General features: G+C 46.3%; 14 protein-coding genes and 1 pseudogene. 4 read left to right on the top strand and 11 right to left on the bottom strand.

The window, feature by feature from the left end; all coding sequences use genetic code 11:
- Window positions 1–31: 31 nt before the first annotated feature.
- Window positions 32–766 carry a glutathione peroxidase gene (locus QH73_RS09675; protein WP_039716592.1) on the bottom strand — a complete coding sequence of 245 codons (735 nt, stop codon included), beginning with the start codon at window positions 764–766 and terminating at the stop codon, window positions 32–34.
- Between the two features lie 151 nt (window positions 767–917).
- On the opposite strand from QH73_RS09675, the pseudogene QH73_RS09670 reads away from it, so the two are divergent.
- Window positions 918–1,073: pseudogene (locus tag QH73_RS09670) on the top strand (SAM-dependent methyltransferase); the annotation flags it as partial.
- 32 nt (window positions 1,074–1,105) lie between these two features.
- Here QH73_RS09670 and QH73_RS09665 read toward each other — a convergent pair.
- A complete protein-coding gene (locus tag QH73_RS09665; protein ID WP_039716594.1) occupies window positions 1,106–1,630 on the bottom strand; it encodes a GAF domain-containing protein in 525 nt (174 codons plus the stop codon).
- 274 nt (window positions 1,631–1,904) lie between these two features.
- Here QH73_RS09665 and QH73_RS09660 point away from each other — a divergent pair, with 274 nt between their 5' ends.
- A complete protein-coding gene (locus QH73_RS09660) occupies window positions 1,905–2,120 on the top strand; it encodes a hypothetical protein (protein ID WP_039716595.1) in 216 nt (71 codons plus the stop codon).
- A gap of 18 nt (window positions 2,121–2,138) precedes the next feature.
- Here the strand turns inward: QH73_RS09660 and QH73_RS09655 are convergent, their stop codons facing one another.
- The 3 genes from QH73_RS09655 to QH73_RS09645 form a co-directional block, all read right to left on the bottom strand.
- On the bottom strand, window positions 2,139–2,798 hold the full coding sequence (locus QH73_RS09655) for a Uma2 family endonuclease (RefSeq protein WP_039716596.1): 660 nt from the start codon (window positions 2,796–2,798) through the stop codon (window positions 2,139–2,141).
- 98 nt (window positions 2,799–2,896) lie between these two features.
- Window positions 2,897–4,132 carry an LL-diaminopimelate aminotransferase gene (locus QH73_RS09650; protein WP_039716597.1) on the bottom strand — a complete coding sequence of 412 codons (1,236 nt, stop codon included), beginning with the start codon at window positions 4,130–4,132 and terminating at the stop codon, window positions 2,897–2,899.
- A 188-nt stretch (window positions 4,133–4,320) separates the two neighbouring features.
- Entirely contained in the window at window positions 4,321–4,782 is a 462-nt protein-coding gene (locus QH73_RS09645) for a GNAT family N-acetyltransferase (RefSeq protein ID WP_039716598.1), read from the bottom strand.
- 191 nt (window positions 4,783–4,973) lie between these two features.
- On the opposite strand from QH73_RS09645, the gene QH73_RS09640 reads away from it, so the two are divergent.
- Together QH73_RS09640 and acs are read left to right on the top strand one after the other, a co-directional pair.
- Entirely contained in the window at window positions 4,974–5,876 is a 903-nt protein-coding gene (locus QH73_RS09640; RefSeq protein ID WP_309476468.1) for a LysR substrate-binding domain-containing protein, read from the top strand.
- A 17-nt stretch (window positions 5,877–5,893) separates the two neighbouring features.
- On the top strand, window positions 5,894–8,737 hold the full coding sequence (gene acs, locus QH73_RS09635) for an acetate--CoA ligase alpha subunit (protein ID WP_201278063.1): 2,844 nt from the start codon (window positions 5,894–5,896) through the stop codon (window positions 8,735–8,737).
- 150 nt (window positions 8,738–8,887) lie between these two features.
- Here the strand turns inward: acs and QH73_RS09630 are convergent, their stop codons facing one another.
- The 6 genes from QH73_RS09630 to QH73_RS09605 all read right to left on the bottom strand — a co-directional run bounded on the left by QH73_RS09630 (window position 8,888) and on the right by QH73_RS09605 (window position 18,910).
- Window positions 8,888–10,822, bottom strand: a complete 1,935-nt coding sequence (locus tag QH73_RS09630; RefSeq protein WP_039716600.1) for a hybrid sensor histidine kinase/response regulator — start codon at window positions 10,820–10,822, stop codon at window positions 8,888–8,890.
- A 9-nt stretch (window positions 10,823–10,831) separates the two neighbouring features.
- Window positions 10,832–11,281 (bottom strand): response regulator, encoded by a 450-nt coding sequence (locus tag QH73_RS09625; RefSeq protein ID WP_039716601.1) that lies wholly within the window; start codon window positions 11,279–11,281, stop codon window positions 10,832–10,834.
- Complete coding sequence (locus QH73_RS09620) at window positions 11,278–12,702, bottom strand: sensor histidine kinase (protein WP_039716602.1); 1,425 nt, start codon at window positions 12,700–12,702, stop codon at window positions 11,278–11,280. Before QH73_RS09620 ends, QH73_RS09625 begins: the two co-directional genes overlap by 4 nt.
- Before the next feature lie 145 nt (window positions 12,703–12,847).
- Window positions 12,848–14,035, bottom strand: a complete 1,188-nt coding sequence (locus QH73_RS09615) for a DUF4336 domain-containing protein (protein WP_039716603.1) — start codon at window positions 14,033–14,035, stop codon at window positions 12,848–12,850.
- 452 nt (window positions 14,036–14,487) lie between these two features.
- Window positions 14,488–17,712: an efflux RND transporter permease subunit gene (locus QH73_RS09610; protein WP_039716604.1), complete on the bottom strand. Its 3,225-nt coding sequence runs from the start codon at window positions 17,710–17,712 to the stop codon at window positions 14,488–14,490.
- Window positions 17,713–18,307: 595 nt separating this feature from the next.
- Window positions 18,308–18,910 (bottom strand): LysE family translocator, encoded by a 603-nt coding sequence (locus QH73_RS09605; protein ID WP_039716605.1) that lies wholly within the window; start codon window positions 18,908–18,910, stop codon window positions 18,308–18,310.
- Window positions 18,911–19,116: the final 206 nt, after the last annotated feature.

Here is a 19,116-nt window from a genome sequence, read left to right as displayed (position 1 = left end):
CGCCCCTACGAATGCTTGACTTTTGACTTATTTAATTCGTACTCAAATAGGCTTCTAATGCTTCCGAACCGCCAACGAGTCTTCCATCGATAAAGACTTGCGGTACTGTCATTGCTCCCGTCATTGCCCGTAGAGAACGGGTTGTCGCATCTTGTCCTAAAACAATTTCTTCGTATTCAATACCGCGTTCTTGCAACATTTCCTTGGCACGGGTGCAGAACGGACAGCCGACTTTGGCAAACAAAGAGACGCACTTCGGTTTTGCTGCTTCTGGGTTGATGTAATTAAGCATGGTTTCCGCATCGGATACTTTAAAGGGATCGCCTGGTTCCTCTGGCTCGATGAACATCTTTTCTACTACACCATCTTTTACGAGCATGGAATAGCGCCAAGAACGCTTACCAAATCCTAAATCCGATTTGTCTACTAACATTCCCATTCCGCCAGTAAACTCGCCGTTGCCATCGGGAAGAAAAGTTACCTTGTCTGCACCTTGGTCTTTTGCCCATTCGCTCATGACAAAGGCATCATTGACAGAAACGCAAATGATGTCATCCACACCGTTCTCTTTGAAAGCTGGTGCTAAATCGTTATAGCCCGGAACGTGGGTTGACGAGCAAGTTGGCGTATACGCCCCTGGTAGCGAGAAAACTACAACTGTCTTACCATTAAATATCTCATCAGTAGACATATCTAACCAGCCATTATTCTGGCGAGTCCGAAATTTAACGCTGGGTACTTTTTGTCCTTCGCGGTTAGACAGCACGGTATCTCCTTAACTTCACAAATCAACATACAAACAAAGCGTACTCGTTATGAGTTTATCTGTCAACTCTTTTGATCGTGTTGCTATACTACTACAGGTGGATATTACCGCTTACCTGATGCTCGGGAAACTAGGGGACGAAGACAAAAATATGCCAGAAAATGCTTGGAATACATCCCTCTACGAGAGTAAACATGGGTTTGTGTGGCAGTACGGCGAATCGCTGCTAGAGTTGCTGTCGCCACAGCTAGGAGAAAGGATTTTAGATCTCGGTTACGGCACGGGACAATTAACAGAAAAAATTGCGATCGCGTAGGTGAGCGATACCCACCCTACTGTTTAATTCTGGGTAGATGTAACATAATTAATAACTATAGGCGTGAGCTTAGCTATTACAGCAGAAATTATTTCACGATCTGCCTTTGTCCAAACTCGCGGTTGACCGAATACACAGGGTTGTAAAATACCCCATAGTCGATCTTCGTAACATATGTGAGCGTGAATTAAGGCTCGGTGTCCGAAAGTTTTATGCTCGAAATCTTTATTGACCACTTTTGGATCTGCTGTCTCTACATCTTCCACAAAAATTGATGGTTCGGCACGCAAAGCGGCTGCAAATAGAGGGTCTTCGTTTCCTAAGTCAGCGGGTTCTGCTTTCCAGTCTGAATCTCTTACATCAGGATATTCAGGACTGCGACACCAACAATTCACAACTTTACCAATATTAGTTTCAGGATGGCATAAATAGAGAAAACAGCGATCGCATTGTAATAGATCTCCTAATGCTGGTAGTAAAGCTGAAAAAATTGCTTCTGGCGAATTATCTTCAGACAGAATCTTACTTAAAATAGCCGAATCTTTCATATGAGAAATTAGTTTATTGACTAGTAGATAAATTATTACCTTACATGTAAAACGGTTGACAACAATCTTAGGATATAGACGTACAAAATTAATGCACGAACTGTAGTGGCGCACGGCTGTGCGCCACTACAAAACACACATCTATGCGCCTGCAACAAATGCGTGTCTCTACAAATATGCTTTGCTAAAAATTTTTAGATCTAAGTCTTTTGATAGGGTTTATCTGGCGATCGCACTGTCTAAGCTGATACGTAGATGCGTTGAGGAAAAGATTATGCCTAGTGGTCATGCAAGTCATAAAGGCACAAGCGATAAATCGAATACAAATGCAGCGGGTCAAATGGATATTGCTGCCGATAAATCAACCGATCCTACAGAAGATATCTTACCAGAAGGAGCTACAACTAATACAACTAGAATCGATGAATTTGTAGACTATCCTCCTGCATATCAGCGTCCAGAAGAATCGGAATCTAGTCAGGATAAATAAGCGAGTTTATGGCGATTGCTAGCTGTTAACTTGATAGGTGGCGATCGCCTCTTCAAATTCTTCTAAAGCTTGTACGCTTCCTACCTGCCAAGCACGTTCTGCTGTAGTAGAAATAAATTGATTTAAAGGTAGTTGAGGAAAAGTCAGGCTAGCATTAGACTCGGTATATTCACCGTTGCTAAGGAGATAAATTCTTAACCTACCACTGTCATAAATCCAAATTTCGGGAAAGCCAATATCTTTATAGGCATCTAACGTTGTTTTAGAAGTTACATCTATTTCTATTGCCAAATCTGGAGGAGGATCGCCAGGTTCTAATCTGCGACGACCAATCATACGTTGATAGTTTTGAATATAGAAACAGGCATCGGGTTCAACCCCTGCTACACTCTCTTGTTTAAAAGTAGTTGAACCAAAAGGTTCGTATCTTCTACCCGTTCTTTTCAACAAGATTTTAATAATATCTGAAATTATATCTTTTGGTCGTTCGTGTTCGGGTAAGGGAACCATTATTTCTAAAGTATTCTGACTGTAGGCTATTCTTGCGGCTCGATGTTCGCCTAATTCGTGCAAGATTAACTCAAATTCCTGCCAACTAACGTTGGGAATAGTCACTACACTACCAGGAGCCAGCTGCATTTGGCTAACAGGTTTGACGACAGAACTTGTGGTAGTCATAGGGAGATTGACAATATATCGAGTCAGAGCGGGTTTATCTTCTAGCTTCGTAGCGAACCCGCTCCTACAGTGTATGCGATCGCTAAATTGAAATTGCTCTACACTTTAAACTTCTCGACAATCCGTTTCATTGCCTCTTCGACATTTTCGCGACTGTTGAATGCAGAGATACGGAAGTAACCTTCACCAGCCGCACCAAATCCAGAACCAGGGGTTCCCACTACATTGCAAACTTGCAGCAATTTATCGAAGAAATCCCAACTGGATAAACCGTGCGGGGTTTTTACCCAAACATAAGGTGCATTCACGCCGCCATAAACTTCTATACCCGCAGCCGTTAGTTGAGTGCGGATAATTTTGGCGTTTTCTAAATAGAAATTGACAAGAGCGTCAATTTGTGATTTACCTGCTTCCGAATAAATAGCCTCAGCACCGCGCTGCACGATGTAAGATACACCATTAAATTTAGTGGATTGACGACGATTCCACAATTTCCACAATTCCACATCCGAACCATCAGCAGCTTTTGCCTTGAGGGTTTTGGGTACGACAGTTAAAGCGCAGCGCGTACCTGTAAAGCCAGCATTTTTAGAAAAAGAACGAAATTCGATCGCGCAATCTCTAGCCCCCTCAATTTCATAAATAGAATGGGGTAGATCGGGATCTGTAATGTATGCTTCGTAGGCAGCATCGAAGAAAATTATCGAGTTATTCGCTTTGGCGTAGTTTACCCACGCTTGGAGATGTTCCCGCGTGGCTGTCGCACCTGTAGGGTTGTTAGGGAAACAGAGATAGATTAAATCGACTTTTTGAGTCGGAATTTCGGCAGTAAAGTTGTTTTCTGCCGTCACGGGAAGATAGACTAAACCGCCATACTCACCTTTCTCATTTGCCTCTCCCGTATGTCCAGCCATGACATTCGTATCGACATACACGGGATATACAGGATCGGTAACGGCAATTCTGTTATCTTTACCAAAAATATCGAGAATATTGCCCGTATCGCACTTAGAACCATCAGAAATAAAAATTTCTGAAGCATCAATATCGCATCCTCGCGATTGAAAATCGTGGCTAGCAATCTTCTCCCGTAACCAAGCATAACCTTGTTCGGGACCGTAGCCTTTAAAAGTAGCGCGATCGCCCATTTCTTCCACAGCGTGAATCATCGCCGTGCGACAGGCTTCTGGTAATGGTTCGGTGACATCGCCAATTCCCAACCGGATAATTTTCGCCTCGGGATTCGCCTCCGCAAATACATTCACCCGCCGCGCAATTTCAGGAAACAGGTAGCCTGCTTTGAGTTTTAGGTAGTTATCGTTAATCTTTGCCACGATCGATCTCCATGTGTGCCGTAAATAATTTTAAGGGTCATTTGTCATTGGTCATTTGTTGTTGGTTGACAGTTGACAGTTGACAGTTGGCAGTAACTTTTCTCCCTCAGCTCCCTTAGCTCTCTTTCCCTTGCTCTTCTACTCCTTCTGCTCTCTTCTTTCCCTCACTCCTCACTCCTCGCTCCAGATTAATAACTGAGACGACACAGCCGGATGCGATCGAGGATTTGTGCGCCTTGTTTTTGGTAAAATTCGATGCCGCGATTGTTGTTGGCGTTCACCGTCCATTCTATGCGTCCGCAATCGTTCTCGCTGGCAAGGGTTGATAAGTAGTTGAGTAATGCGGTTCCGACTCCTTGTCCGCGCATATGTGGCTGTACGAATAAATCGTCGAGCCAGATACTCGGTTTGGCGAGAAAACTGGAGTAGGTATAGAAAAATAAGGCAAATGCGATCGCGCAGTTATCGACTTCTGCTAATAATACTCTCGCTAGTGGCGATCGCCCGAATAAAGTTTTCTCTAGCTGCTGGGGGGTTGCTTGTAGTGCATCCAAGCATCCATCAAATGCTGCTTTCTGACGAATAAATGAAAACACTTGCTCTAAATCCTCAACTGTTGCGAGCCGAATTTGAATATTTATATGACTCATCTGATATGTCCATTGCGTACTTATCAGTACTGTAGAAAAGCTTTTTTCAGATGTCCAATATATATTTCATGCAAAACTTATACTTATAAAATATAACTATCAGTTTGAGGTCGGGAGTCGGGGAAGAGAGCTGAGGGAGCTGAGGAGCAATAACCGTCAACCGTCAACCGTCAACTAATGACCATTGACCAATGACCATCATGGAACTTCGCCACCTGCGCTATTTCGTGGCGGTTGCAGAGGAATTAAATTTCAGTCGCGCCGCCGAACGCCTGCATATTGCTCAACCACCGTTAAGTCAGCAAATCCGCGATTTAGAAGCTGAAATTGGAGTCAGGTTGTTCGATCGCACTAAACGACGTGTAGAATTGACTGCTGCGGGTCGAGTATTTTTAGAAAAAGTACGACAGTCTCTTGGGCAAATCGAGCAAGCTGTGGAAGCAGCACAACGAGCGAGTCGCGGCGAAATTGGACGTTTGAGCTTGGGGTTTAATAGTTCGGCGACATATAGCGTTTTACCCACCTTATTAAATGCCTTTCGAGAACGATGTCCAGAGGTAGTATTGGATTTACATGAATTGACAACGCCGCAACAAATCTTGCAGTTACAACAACAGCAAATTGATGCGGGTATTCTTTACTTATCTATCGATTTAGAAGAAATAGAGTTAGAAATAGTTTCTGTGTTAAAAGAAGGCATGGCGATCGCAATTTCAGCAACTCATCCTCTCGCTACATCCACTCAAATATCAATCCGAGACTTGGAACGAGAATTATTCATTTTGCCACCTGCGCGTTTAGGTAGTGGACTTTACAATCAAATTAGGCAATTTTTTCAACAAACAGAGTTTAGTCCAATAGCAGTGCAAGAAGCAATCCAACTACAAACCAGTATTAGTTTAGTAGCAGGTGGTGTAGGAGTAGCGCTAGTACCGACTTCTCTACAAAATTTGCAGCGAGCCGGGGTGATATATCGATCGCTTATCGAACCAACCCCTGAAATTGAAATTGCTGTAGCATGGCGAAAGGGCGATCGCGCGCCTGTTTTGCAGAAATTTATTGAGTCTGTAAAAAACAAAACTAACTCATTTTGACTTTTGACTTTCAACTTTTGACTTTCCCAAGGCAAGCAACAGTGAGTCAACAATATACCCAGCCAACGATCGCCGAACGCGCTCATGACATTCTTCGCTCCGAGCAGTCGAGCAATCCCCTCAACTCTATTTTTGCCCCCCAGAACGTCGCTGTAATTGGAGCTAGTGAAAAACAAGGTAGCGTCGGGCGTACCCTGCTATGGAACCTCATCAGCAATCCATTTGGTGGAACTGTATTTCCCGTCAATCCCAAACGTCCTAGCGTGTTGGGAATTAAAGCTTATCCCACCATTCAAGATGTCCCCGCGCCAGTCGATTTAGCAGTCATAGCAATTCCCGCACCCGCCGTACCAGGAGCGATCGCAGAGTGTGTTGCCGCAGGAGTTAAAGGTGCGATTATTATTTCGGCTGGATTTAAAGAAGCTGGAGCAGATGGGATCGAGTTAGAACGGGAAGTACTGGAACAAGCACGTCGAGGTAATCTGCGAATTGTCGGACCTAACTGCCTGGGAGTGATGAGTCCGCATACAGGGTTGAATGCTACGTTTGCCAGCGCGATCGCCCGACCTGGTAATGTTGGTTTCATCAGCCAAAGTGGAGCGCTCTGCACGGCGATCCTCGATTGGAGCAAGCAAGAGAATGTCGGTTTTAGTGCCTTTGTCTCCATCGGTTCCATGCTTGATGTCAATTGGGGCGATTTAATTTACTATCTCGGTGACGATCCTCATACCAAAAGTATCGTCATTTACATGGAGTCGATTGGTAATGCGCGATCGTTCCTTTCGGCAGCTAGGGAAGTCGCACTAACGAAACCAATTATCGTCCTCAAAGCAGGTCGGACGGAGGCAGCAGCAAAAGCAGCGGCTTCCCATACAGGAGCGCTAGCTGGTAGCGATGTGGTATTAGATGCAGCTTTCCGGCGTTCCGGCGTGTTGCAAGTCAACCGGATCTCTGACTTATTTGATATGGCGGAGGTGTTAGCAAAACAACCTCGTCCCAAAGGTCGGCGCTTAACGATTCTTACCAATGCTGGGGGACCTGGGGTACTGACTACCGATGCCTTGATTGCTATGGGGAGCGAACTATCAGAATTAACCGAAGAGACTCGCACTGAATTGAATCGATTCCTACCTACCCACTGGAGTCACAGCAATCCAATTGACATTTTAGGAGATGCCGAACCCCAGCGTTACACTCAAGCCTTAGAGATAGCAGCAAAAGACCCGAATAGTGATGGTTTGTTGGTCATTTTGACCCCGCAAGCCATGACTGACCCTACCAAGACGGCAGAAGCATTGAAACTCTATGCTAATGTGACGGGTAAACCCATTCTGGCAAGTTGGATGGGCGGCGCAGATGTTATAGAAGGGGAAAAGATCCTGAATAATGCTGGCATCCCCACTTATCAATATCCAGATACAGCCGCCCGCGTCTTCAGCCTGATGTGGCGTTATAGCTACAATTTGCGCGGTATCTACGAAACTCCTGCTTTACCAGTAAATTTAGCAGACAGCAACAGCTGTTCCCTGGTGACACAAATTATCGACACAGCACGACAGCAGGGACGCACGCTCTTGACGGAGGTTGAATCTAAGCAAGTGCTAGCTGCTTACGGTATCCCTGTCGTGCCAACTTATATTGCTAGAAGTGAAACAGAAGCAGTTGAATATAGCGATCGCATTGGATATCCTGTCGTCCTGAAACTTTTTTCCGAAACCATTACCCACAAAACTGATGTCGGCGGCGTGCAGTTAAATTTACCCGATGCCGATGCCGTGCGTTCTGCCTACCACAAAATTAAAACATCTGTCAACCAATACGTCCAAAATAATCCTGATTCTGGTATGGGCGCACAGCCGTGCGCCCCTACAAAACCCGATTCCCGACTCCCGACTCCTGACTCCCCATTCTTAGGCGTTACCGTTCAGCCGATGCTGAAATTGGATGGTTACGAATTGATTATTGGCAGCAGTCTCGATCCACAATTCGGTTCTACGCTGCTATTTGGCTTAGGGGGACAGTTAGTGGAGGTATTTAAAGATCGAGCGATCGCCCTACCTCCCTTAAATACCACTCTGGCACGCCGAATGATGGAACAAACCCAAATTTACCAAGCATTGCAAGGAGTCAGAGGTAGAAAAAGCATCGATCTAGAAGCACTAGAACAACTTTTAGTATTATTCAGCCAACTCGTAGTCGAACAGCGGTGGATTAAGGAGATTGATATCAATCCGTTGCTGGCTCGTCCTGACTCGCTCCTCGCTTTAGATGCGCGGATCGTTTTGCACTCGCCGGAAACACCAGAAGATCGGTTGCCGAAACTGGCGATTCGTCCTTATCCCCAGCAGTACGTGAGTCAATGGACGATGAGAGATGGCACGATTGTGACCATTCGCCCAATTCGTCCCGAAGACGAACCTTTAATGGTGCAGTTTCATCAAACTCTATCGGAGGAAAGTGTCTATTTTCGTTATTTTCATTTGATTAAGTTGAGTCAGCGGATCGCCCACGAAAGACTAACGCGGATATGCTTTATCGATTACGATCGCGAAATGGCATTAGTCACAGAGTACCATCATCCACAGACAGCAACACGGGAAATATTAGCAGTCGGTCGTCTGAGTAAATTACACGGTTGCAACGAAGCAGAATTTGCTATGTTAGTGGGCGATCGCCATCAGCGACAAGGGTTAGGTACGGAATTATTGAGTCGTCTATTACAAGTCGGACGTGACGAAAAACTCGATCGCATTACTGCCGAAATTCTCGCCGAAAATCGAGCCATGCAAAAAGTCTGCGAAAAACTCGGCTTCCACCTGCATCGGGCTGCGGATGTCGTCAAAGTAGAATTTGAGTTGTAAATCCGTTATCAGTTGTCAAAAGGAGTCGTAGGGGCGGGTTTACCAAAGATCTCTGACTCTGACGAAGATTTCGGGTGAACCCGCCCGTACAGGAGTCAGGAGTCAGGAGGATTTCACGCACCACGCCTGAGCGCACCACGCACCACACACTTAACTATCAAAATGTAACACTCTGTATATTGCGTCCAATAATTCTTTTGTCGTGTAGGGTTTGGGTAAAAATGCTTTGACACCGATTTCGGTGATTTCAGCCATCAGGTTATTCGATGCTAAACCACTCGTGACGATCGCTTTGACTTTGGGATTGAGTTTTTGCAGGGTGCGAGTTGCGGTTAACCCATCCATTGATGGCATCATCAGATCTATCAGCGCCAGATCGATCTCGTACTTGCATTCGGCATATAGAGCGATTGCCTCAATCCCATCCTTGGCAATCAGAACCCTGTAATTATAGTTTTCCAACGATGTTTGAGTTACTTGCTGGATCGACGGTTCGTCTTCCACAATCAGAATTAGCTCGTTGTTTCCGCTCAGGAGGGCGAGTTCTGCTGCTGGCTGAGTCTCTGCATCTTCGATCGCGGGTAAGTATACTTTAAATTGCGATCCTCTTCCCACCTCGCTATACACCTTGACAAAACCACCGTGGTTTTTCACAATGCCTAAGGCAGTCGATAAACCCAGTCCTGTCCCTTTGCCTACTTCTTTAGTCGTGAAAAAGGGGTCAAAAATTCGCTCTAACAGTTCAGATGGAATTCCCGTTCCTGTATCCGAAATTGCGATCGCCACGTAAGAACCTGGGCTAGCTTCTGGATTCATCCGCCTGCAGGCTTCATTGACGAACTTATTTTCGGCAGCAAGACTGAGAATTCCGCCGTTAGGCATAGCGTCGCGGGCATTGACGCAAAGATTCATGAATACCTGATGCAGTTGGGTAGCATCGGCGGCAACTGTCCAAAGATTAGCGCTGGGAAAATCTGTATGGATTTCAATGGTTTTGGGGAAAGTCTGGCGGGCAACATGCATGACTTCTGATAATATATGCCTAACTTGCAGTGGCAATCGTTTGCCTTCCACGCCACGGGCAAAGGCTAAAATTTGCTTGACCAAATCTGCGCCGCGTTTTGCACTGTCTTCGATCAGCTGGAGTAGATGCCGATCTTGCTTGCCTAGAGAAAGTTTCAAAGTTAGCAGTTGAGCGGTTGCCAGAATCGGAGTGAGAATGTTGTTGAAGTCGTGGGCAATGCCACTTGCCAGAGTCCCCAAACTTTCCATACGTTGGGCGTGGCGCAGAGCTGCTTCTGTCAGCTTGCGATCGGTGATATCTTCGGCAATGCCTACCACTCGGTAAGGCGTGCCAGAATTATCTTGAATTGGAAAACCGCGATCGCGAATCCATCGGATCGAGCCATCGGGACGGATAATTCGATACTCTTCATCATAGTTACCTGCTAGAGCCTGCTCGAAGAAGTTAGTTTGAATGCGTTGCCGATCTTCAGGATGAATTGCTTCTAGCCATTCCAAAAAGTTAGCATACAAACTCTCGCAGGATCGCCCCCAAATGCGTTCGTAGGCAGGGCTGACGTAAAGTTGCTGGCGCGATATGGGATCTGACATCCAAAACACGCTCTCAGCAATGTTTTCTGCCAATTGGCGAAACCGTTCTTCGCTTTCTCTTAATGCCTGTTCTGCGTTGTGCCGTTTTTGTCGTTCCTTCGCCTCGCGTAGTTCCCGCTCCACCGCAGGTACTAACCGAGGTAAATTCCCCTTGGTGATGTAGTCGTGCGCTCCAGCTTTCATCGCAGCAACGGCAGTTTCTTCGCCAATCGTGCCGGAGACGATAATAAAAGGTAAATCTTGCTGCTGGCTTTGTAATAGTTTTAGAGCATCTGGGGCGCTAAACTCAGGTAGAGTGTAATCGGCAATGACGAGATCCCACGACTGGCGATCGAGCGCCACCTGCATCTGAGCTGCCGTCTCTACCCGCTCGTATTCCAAAGTATATCCACCCCGCCGCAGTTCCCGCAGCATTAGCAGCATATCGTCTTCCGAGTCCTCGACAACCAGAATGTGTAGGTGAGGGTTCATCGCGCCTCCCTAAAGCGGTGGTGGTTCGTTCATCAACAGCCAATACATTCCTAATTGCCGAATTGCCTCCGAAAACTGAAGAAAATCCACGGGTTTGCGAATATAACTGTTGCACCCCAAGCTGTAACTGTCGAGCAAATCTCTCTCTTCGCTGGAAGTCGTCAATACGACCACGGGCATTAACTTAGTGCGTTCATCTTCCCGCAAACGGCGTAAAACTTCCAGTCCATCGACGCGGGGCAGCTTGAGATCGAGCAAAACTACTGTTGGTTTGCTGTTGACATCTCGCCCCGCATATGCACCCGTACCAAACAAGTAATCTAGGGCTTCGACTCCATCATGGGCAACGACAATATCATTACCGATGTGATGGCGTTTGAGGGCGCGGATTGCCAATGCTTCATCGTCAGGATTATCTTCTACGAGCAGAATGACTTTGCGATCGCCATTCCCATTCATGCCTCGACCTCCTCTGCGAAGAGCGTGAAATAAAACGTTGCTCCCCGTGTCAATGCCCCTTCTGCCCACACCCGTCCCCCATGCCGATGCACGATTCGCTGCACCGTAGCAAGTCCAATCCCATTGCCGAAAAATTCGTTCATAGCGTGCAATCGCTGGAACGGTCTAAATAACTTGTCAACATAAACCATGTCAAAGCCTACGCCATCATCCCGCACAAAGAAAGCGGGAATCCCATTTTCCTGTGCGATCGCTCCAAATTCAATTTTTGCCTGCAACTGCCTAGAGGTAAATTTCCAAGCATTATTCAATAAATTATCTAATAAAACTTCCAGCAGACGGGGATCTCCTTGGACGACTAATCCAGGTTGAACTGCAAACTCCACCTGTCGATCTGGATGAGCCATCTGTAAATCCGTGCAGATACGACTGGCTAATCGGCTCAGAGCGACTGATTCCCTGCTCATCTCGCTGCGAGTGACTCGCGATAGGGTGAGGAGATCGTCAATCAACTGCCCCATTCGCTGGGTAGCGGAGCGGATGCGGTGTAGATAGTCTTGTCCGGTGTTATCTAATTGGTCAAGGCAGTCTTCTAGCAATGCCTGACTGAAGCCATCAATACTGCGTAGGGGCGCGCGCAGATCGTGAGAGACTGAATAGCTAAAAGCTTCCAATTCCTTATTCACCGCCTTCAGTTCGACAATCGCTTGCTGCAGTTCCTGATTCAACTCTTGAGCGCGCTGTTCCGCTTGCTGCCGTTCGACGATTTCTGCCCGCAGTTCGGCTAGCAGTTCGGCGTGCTGGAGAGCCACCCCTAAGCGATCGGCAATCTGATGGACAAATTCGATCTCGGATTCCTGCCACTGACGCGGGGCGCGACATTGATGAATGCAGAGTAATCCCCAGAGGTTGTGACCTTGCAAGAGTGGCACGACCAAGTTAGCCCGCACCTGAAATTGGGCGAGGATCTGAATGTGGCAGTCGCTCAGCCCCGCGTTGTAGATATCGGCAACTGCCTGCACCCGTCCCCTTTGGTAATGGACGGCAAATTGCTCGCCAAAGCAATGGTCGTGGACTTTCTGCGCGATCGCTGAGGCGAGATCGGCAGCGACATCCTCAGACACAAATTCTCCATCATTCCACCCAGAATCGGCATAGAAGCGAAACATACCCACGCGGTCTGCTGCCAAAAGTTGACGCACCTCAGTAGCAGTGGCTTGAAAAATTGTTTCCAGATCGAGGGTTTCTTGGAGTCGGGCGATCGCGTTGGACAAGGCTTTTTGTCGTTCCACCTGAAAATTCGCCCGATCGATCTCCTGCTCTAGAGGTTGAATTTTGTCGCTTAGAATTTGTTGCAGCTGCTCGAATGCCGCTTCATCTCGACAGCAGGCACGCAATTTTGTCAATATCTCTGAGTTCATAGATCGCAGCTGGCGACACTTCCTTAAAAAAGTATATCCTGCGACATGAAACTAGGGAGCAGTGACCAGCGACCACTCTTTTCTGACAACTGATAACTGTTAACTGATAACTGTTAACTGATAACTGTTAACTGATAACTGTTTGTTACACTTTCTCTTTAGCTGGTGTAGCAACGCCATATTTGACGAGAAATGTTTCTAGTTGCCGCAAGAATCCAAAGTCTGCTTCTGGTAAGGGAGCATTTTGACCTACGCGAGGATTCTGCTCCAAGCAAGCAAAAGCCTGTCGGAATTCATAAGGAGTTGTAGCGATTGGTGCATCCAAGTGACAGCTAATAATTCGCCCGAAATCCCAACTTGCTACCTTATCAGCCCAGTCTAAGACTTGTTGTGGTGCTTGGGAAAAAATCAGAGTTTGTAGAATTGGGGCGACAAACGGACGACCGTTGCTACGGAGCATATCGAACGATTGCTGCCATCCCGCTTGCCAACGGAATGGGTATAAGCCAAAGTAAGCTTGTCGCGATCGCTCTTTTGCCTGCACAACATCGCGCCACATTTGTACCAGTCCAGCTGTTTCTACTGCTCTAGGACGGAAGTAAATTGCAAACAAGCAAATCCGCTGCCATCCCTTACGACGATTGGCGGGAGTGTCTTCCATTGCCTCGTTCCCACTGTCTCTAGCATGAAACAGCAAAGGATACGGGTCTAACTGCAAAAGCGCGGGTGGTTCTTCGGGAATGGAGATAATGGAATCAGTTAAGAGCAGAGTGCGCGATCGCTTATGAAGAAGTGCTACTTCTGCAAAAGAACCCTTGCCTAAGTCCAAATCCAACACGGCATAGTCAAACTCCGTGCCAAAGGGAGCCTCTTGAGAGTTTTCCGGTAGTACTTGAGTGCGTTTTCGGGGAAATCCCAACCACGACAGGGGTAAATTGAGTGGAAAACTCCATTGGTTCGGAGCCACAAAAACCTGGGCTTGAGGAAAGCACCGAGCGAAAGGACCGACAAAAATCTTGTGTTCCAATCCCGAACTAGTCGGCAGAATAATATATTTCACATCACCATACTTTGCCACCAACTCACTTACCATGCGAATGCACTCTTTTGTTGGGGCAACGGGTGCATAGATCAACAAACCACCAGCATTAAGCTTAACAACAGTCATCCGAATCGTGACAACCGCATAGAAAAAGCCCTGAAGCTGGTCGAACGTCCAGATCGTATCCTTCACAACTTCCGTGCAAAGCGTCCGCCGCTTGCCAAATGGATAGAGTGGTAAAGCCAGCCAGAACTGCCACGCCAAATCCTGCGGCTGGGTGCTTGAATGCATGAATCGCTCCTACAGATGTATCCTCAATTACTATTTTGCTGTTTTTTGGTTGAGAGTAAACGCGCTCGCTATACTCCGTGAAGACAGTTGACGGTTGACAGTTGACGGTTAACAGTTGACGGTTGACTGATAACTGATAACTGATAACTGTTCAGTGGTGCAAGAAGAAGGAGTAAAACAGATACAGAATTGTGCCTGTAAACAGAACGTGGTTGATCCAATCGTCAAGAGTCCAGTTGCGAAACATTGTTTGGTAATGGGTAATGGGTAATTGTAGGGGCGGGTTCACCCGAAATTTTTACTTCCCTGGGAAACTTTCGATAAACCCACCCTGAATCAGGACACAAAGGGGCGAATTTATCCAAAACACCGATCCAAAGCAGAGTTTTTTTGGTAAATCCACCCATATAGCGATCGGGAGAGACCGTCAACTGTCAACCGTTAACCGTCAACTATCTAGCTAATGGTTGCGGCTGTCTGTCTTCTTTCTGCTGTGTCTTGCTTAGTTTCTTGGGTTTCAAGAAATCTTCTTCCATGTTCTTAATAACAACGTACAGCACCGGGACTAAGAACAAACTGAGCAGCGTCGAAAATAGGTAGCCACCAAATAGTGCCGTTCCTAATGACCAGCGACTCATGGCTCCAGCACCCGCCGCTATGACCAAGGGCCAAAAACCAACTAAACCAGAAATTGCTGTCATCAGAATCGGTCGCAAGCGTTCCTCTGCGGCTCGAATTGCTGCTTTGGTGTAGCTCATGCCTAGCTCTGCTGACTGGTTGGCAAATTCTACGATCAGAATTGCGTTTTTACTGGCTAAGCCGATCAGCATGACGAGAGCGACTTGAGCGTAAATGTTATTGTTGACAACAGGCCAAACCGAACCAGCTTGAAGCAAGTTGGCACGGAGCAGCAACGCTCCGATCGCGCCTAAAATTGCTAAGGGTACGGTAATCATGATGATGATGGGGTCAACGTAGCTTTCGTACTGCGCCGCCAACACCAAAAACACCATCACAAAGGCTAAACCAAAAATAATCGGAGCAGCACCACCAGAAGCTTTTTCCTGAAAAGCTGTTCCCGTCCAAGCATAGCCGAATCCTGGTTGCAACACTTGCTCTGCTACTTCTTCCATCGCTCTTATTGCTTGTCCGGTACTGTAACCTGGTGCAGGTGCGCCTTGAATATTGATTGATGGGTAGACGTTGTAGTGAGTAATAATTGGGGGATAAGTCATTTGCTCGACTTTCACTACGTTACTCAGTGGTACGGAATTCCCATCTACAGAACGGACGTACAAACGACCAATATCGTCGGGATTGGAACGTGATGTTTCTTCTGCTTGCACTTGCACGCGATACAGTCGTCCGCCGAGAACGTATTGGTTGACATATCTCGCCCCTAAATATGTCTGCATCGTATTGAAAATATCGCTCAATTGGACGTTTAGGGCTTTAGCTTGTTCGCGATCGATGGAGATTTCCATCATGGGCGCGCCAAAGGTAAATTGAGTAAATACACCCGCTAACTCTGGACGCTTTCTTGCTGCTTCGACTACTTTTTGCGTGTTGTCAATCAACGCTTCCATTGGCAAGGCTTGGCGGTTTTGGATGTACATCTCGAAACCACCCGTACTACCTAACCCATCTACTGGTGGCGCGTTGACGGCGATTAGTCTGGCTTCGGGAACATTTGCTTGCAATTTTTGGTTAATTTGTTGCAGGAGTCCGAAAATTGACTTGTCTGCACCTGGGCGTTCTTCCCAATCTTTGAGCTTGACAAAAAATAGTGCCTTGTTACTAGCATTACCTTGAAAACCAAAGCCCGCGTTACCAACTACGTGTTCGACTTCTGGTAGCGGTTGGATAATTTGGGTAACTTTTTGGACGAGATTGGTGGTGTAATTTAAAGAGACACCCGAAGGAGCTTCGGCGATCGCAAAGAAATAGCCTTGATCTTCTTCGGGAATAAATCCTTGCGGCGTAGTCTGGTAAAGCCAACCCGTAGCAATTAAGCCTGCTAGAAAAATCGGAATTACTATCATTCGCAGGCGAATTAGAAACTCTACTGACTTACCATACTGTTCTTTAAACCAGTCAAACCCGCGATTAAACCACCCAAAAAACCAGCCCAAGGGTCCGTGTACCTCCTGCTGTCGTCGCATGATGATGGCTGACATGCTAGGCGAAAAGGTAAGGGCGTTGAAGGTAGAAATAGCGATCGCAAAGGCAATAATTAAGGCAAACTGTCTGTAGACAATTCCCGTCGTGCCTGGAAAGAAGGTCACGGGAATAAATACTGCCATCAGTACGACAGATGTTGCAATAATTGCGCCAGTGAGTTCTCCCATCGCATCGATCGCCGCTTGCACTGGTCGCATTCCCTGAGATAATTTAGCGGCGATCGCCTCGACAACCACAATCCCATCGTCTACAACTAGACCTGTGGCTAAAATTACCCCGAATAGTGTTAACTGATTTAGGCTAAACCCAAACATAAAAGCAAACGCCATTGCCCCAATTAATGATACGGGAATTGCCAAAGCGGGAATAATTGTGGTGCGCCAGTCTTGGAGGAAAATAAAGATCACCAAAAAGACTAAGGCGATCGCTTCCATCAGAGTTTTGAAGGCTTCATCTAAGGAAGCTGAAACAAACAACGTGTTATCTAAACCAACCGTTGCATTCAATCCTGGCGGAAAACTTTGCTCTAACTCCGCCATCCTCGCCTTAATTAAGTTGGCTGTATTCCAAGCATTGCTTCCAGGCAATTGATAGGCTAACAAAATGACTGAAGGAGCGCCGTCAAATAGCGTTGTGGAACTGTAGTCTTGCGCTCCAACTTCCGCACGACCGACATCTTTGAGCCGCGTGAGCGTCCCGTTTTGACCAACTTGGACGATAATATCTTCAGCCTCTTCAGGAGTCGTAAAGCGACCGATCGCGCGCAAGGCGATTTCATAGTCATGCTTGGCTTGAGTCGGCTGCTGACCGATCCTACCCGCTCCTACTTGAATGTTTTGCTCGGAAATGGCATTGATGACATCTTGTGCTGATAAATTTCTCGCCGCCAATGCATCGGGATTGAGCCAGATCCGCATTGCATATCTTCGTTCGCCAATGATTCTTAAATTGCCTACGCCCTCAATCCGTTTGATTTCATCGAAAATCAGGCGATCGACATAATTACTAATAAATACGTTGTCGTAAATATAGTTACCTTGCTCGTTTTTCTCTGAATAAAAGGCATAAGCAATCGTAATTGTTGGAGATTGTTTTTGAGTAACGACACCCGTGCGATTCACTTCTTCTGGTAGTTCTGCTTCAGCAACGGCGACGTTGTTTTGTACGAGGACTTGAGCGGTATTTCTGTCCATCTCCGTGGGGAAGGAGACGTTAATGGTCGTGTCACCATTATTCGTTGTTTGAGAGGACATATATACAGCCCGTTCCGTACCGTTGATCTGTCGTTCTAGTACGGTGGTGACGTTTTCTTCTGCGGTTTTGGCATCGCTACCGAGATAATTTGCTGTCACGGTAACTTGCTTTAATGCCATTTCTGGGAGTTTATCCAAGGGCAACAGCGGAATGCAAATTGCTCCCAGTAAAAGAATAACCACGGTACAGACTGTAGTTAAGACTGGTCGCTTAATGAATGTATTGGCAATGCTCAGTAACATAGATCCTGAGTTCGATTAGTGTTTTGGGAAAACGATACAGACAGGAACGCTCGATAAAGAAGACAGCAGGTACGCCTTTAAATCAGTTATCAGTTATCAGTTGTCAGTTATCAGTGTAGAGACGTTACATGGAACGTCTGTTATCAGTTATCAGTTATCAAGAAAGAGTGGTGCGTGGTCACTGGTCACTGGTCACTGTTAAAGATCGGTAGTTCCAGTCAGATTGCGATCGCGAACGAGGGAAACGAATCTATGAGAATTTATTGTGAGAATTCAATTTATAGTTATAAGCGAACAGAGTACCATTTTCCTGCCGAAAAATACTACCCCTTGATGATTTTTGGCAGGTGCATTTAACTTAGTTTACTTAACTTTATCTAATTTAATAATTGCCTGCGAAAATGATAGAATTTTCTTGCGATCGCAGGTTGGACGTGAATTTTATTTGCTTATACCGAGTAGAATTTCTGTCTTTTGTGCAACATTTCTACCATAAATATAAAAATTTACAAGAGTGATTTTGTGTCACGCAAAGACGCAAAGCGGCTTCTCGTGGAGTAGATGCAAAGAAGAACACAAGGGGATTTTGCGTGTGTCACAAAGTTAGCAATGCGACGATGCCAAATGCTGTGATGACGCTACCTGAGAGGCGATTGACCCATTTCAAGTTCAGCTTTGTCTTTATTAGCGTGACGGTAGTACTCAATAGCAGCCACCACAGTGCGGAACCGCAAAAAACTCCAACTACTAAGAGTATTGCTGACAGGTAATTTTGTTCGATGCTGGCTAAGCCTAGTCCAGAAAAAATAGCCGCAAAAGCTAAGATTGTTGCGGGATTTGTCAGTGTTAGCATCCACGTTGAAGTATAGACTCCAGTAAGTGTGTTGCCTCTAGTTGATACCGCAGTTTCAGATGGAATGCTGATAAATGTTTTGACTCCCAGGTAGCAAAGGAAAGCACCGCCAACCAACCGCAGCCAAAACTGTTGTTCGATTAAGAAGTTAGTGACGAAGGTAAGTCCAAATGCAGCCACACAACCATACATTGCGTCTGCTGTTGCTGCTCCCAAACCAGCTACAAATCCATGTACCCAGCCAAATGCAAGCGACTGGCGAATGCAGAGGATGCCAATAGGTCCTACAGGTGCGGCGATCGCCAAACCAATTGCTAGTCCCCGTAGTAGTAAGCTAATTTCCATAAGATTAGTAAGTCGTAAATCGTAAATCGTAAGTCGTAAGTATTGCACGCACCACGCACCACCCAACTACCAACTACCAACTACCAACTACCAACTACCAACTACCAACTACCAACTACCAATCAATACCCATGTACTACAACAGTTGACTTTATACCGTAAAATAAAGCATGTAACGCGATCGCGCTTGCTATAAAAGTGTAGCT

The sequence above is a fragment of the Scytonema millei VB511283 genome (assembly GCF_000817735.3).
Lineage (GTDB): Bacteria > Cyanobacteriota > Cyanobacteriia > Cyanobacteriales > Chroococcidiopsidaceae > Chroococcidiopsis > Chroococcidiopsis millei_B.
This window is presented reverse-complemented; position numbering and strand designations above follow the sequence as displayed.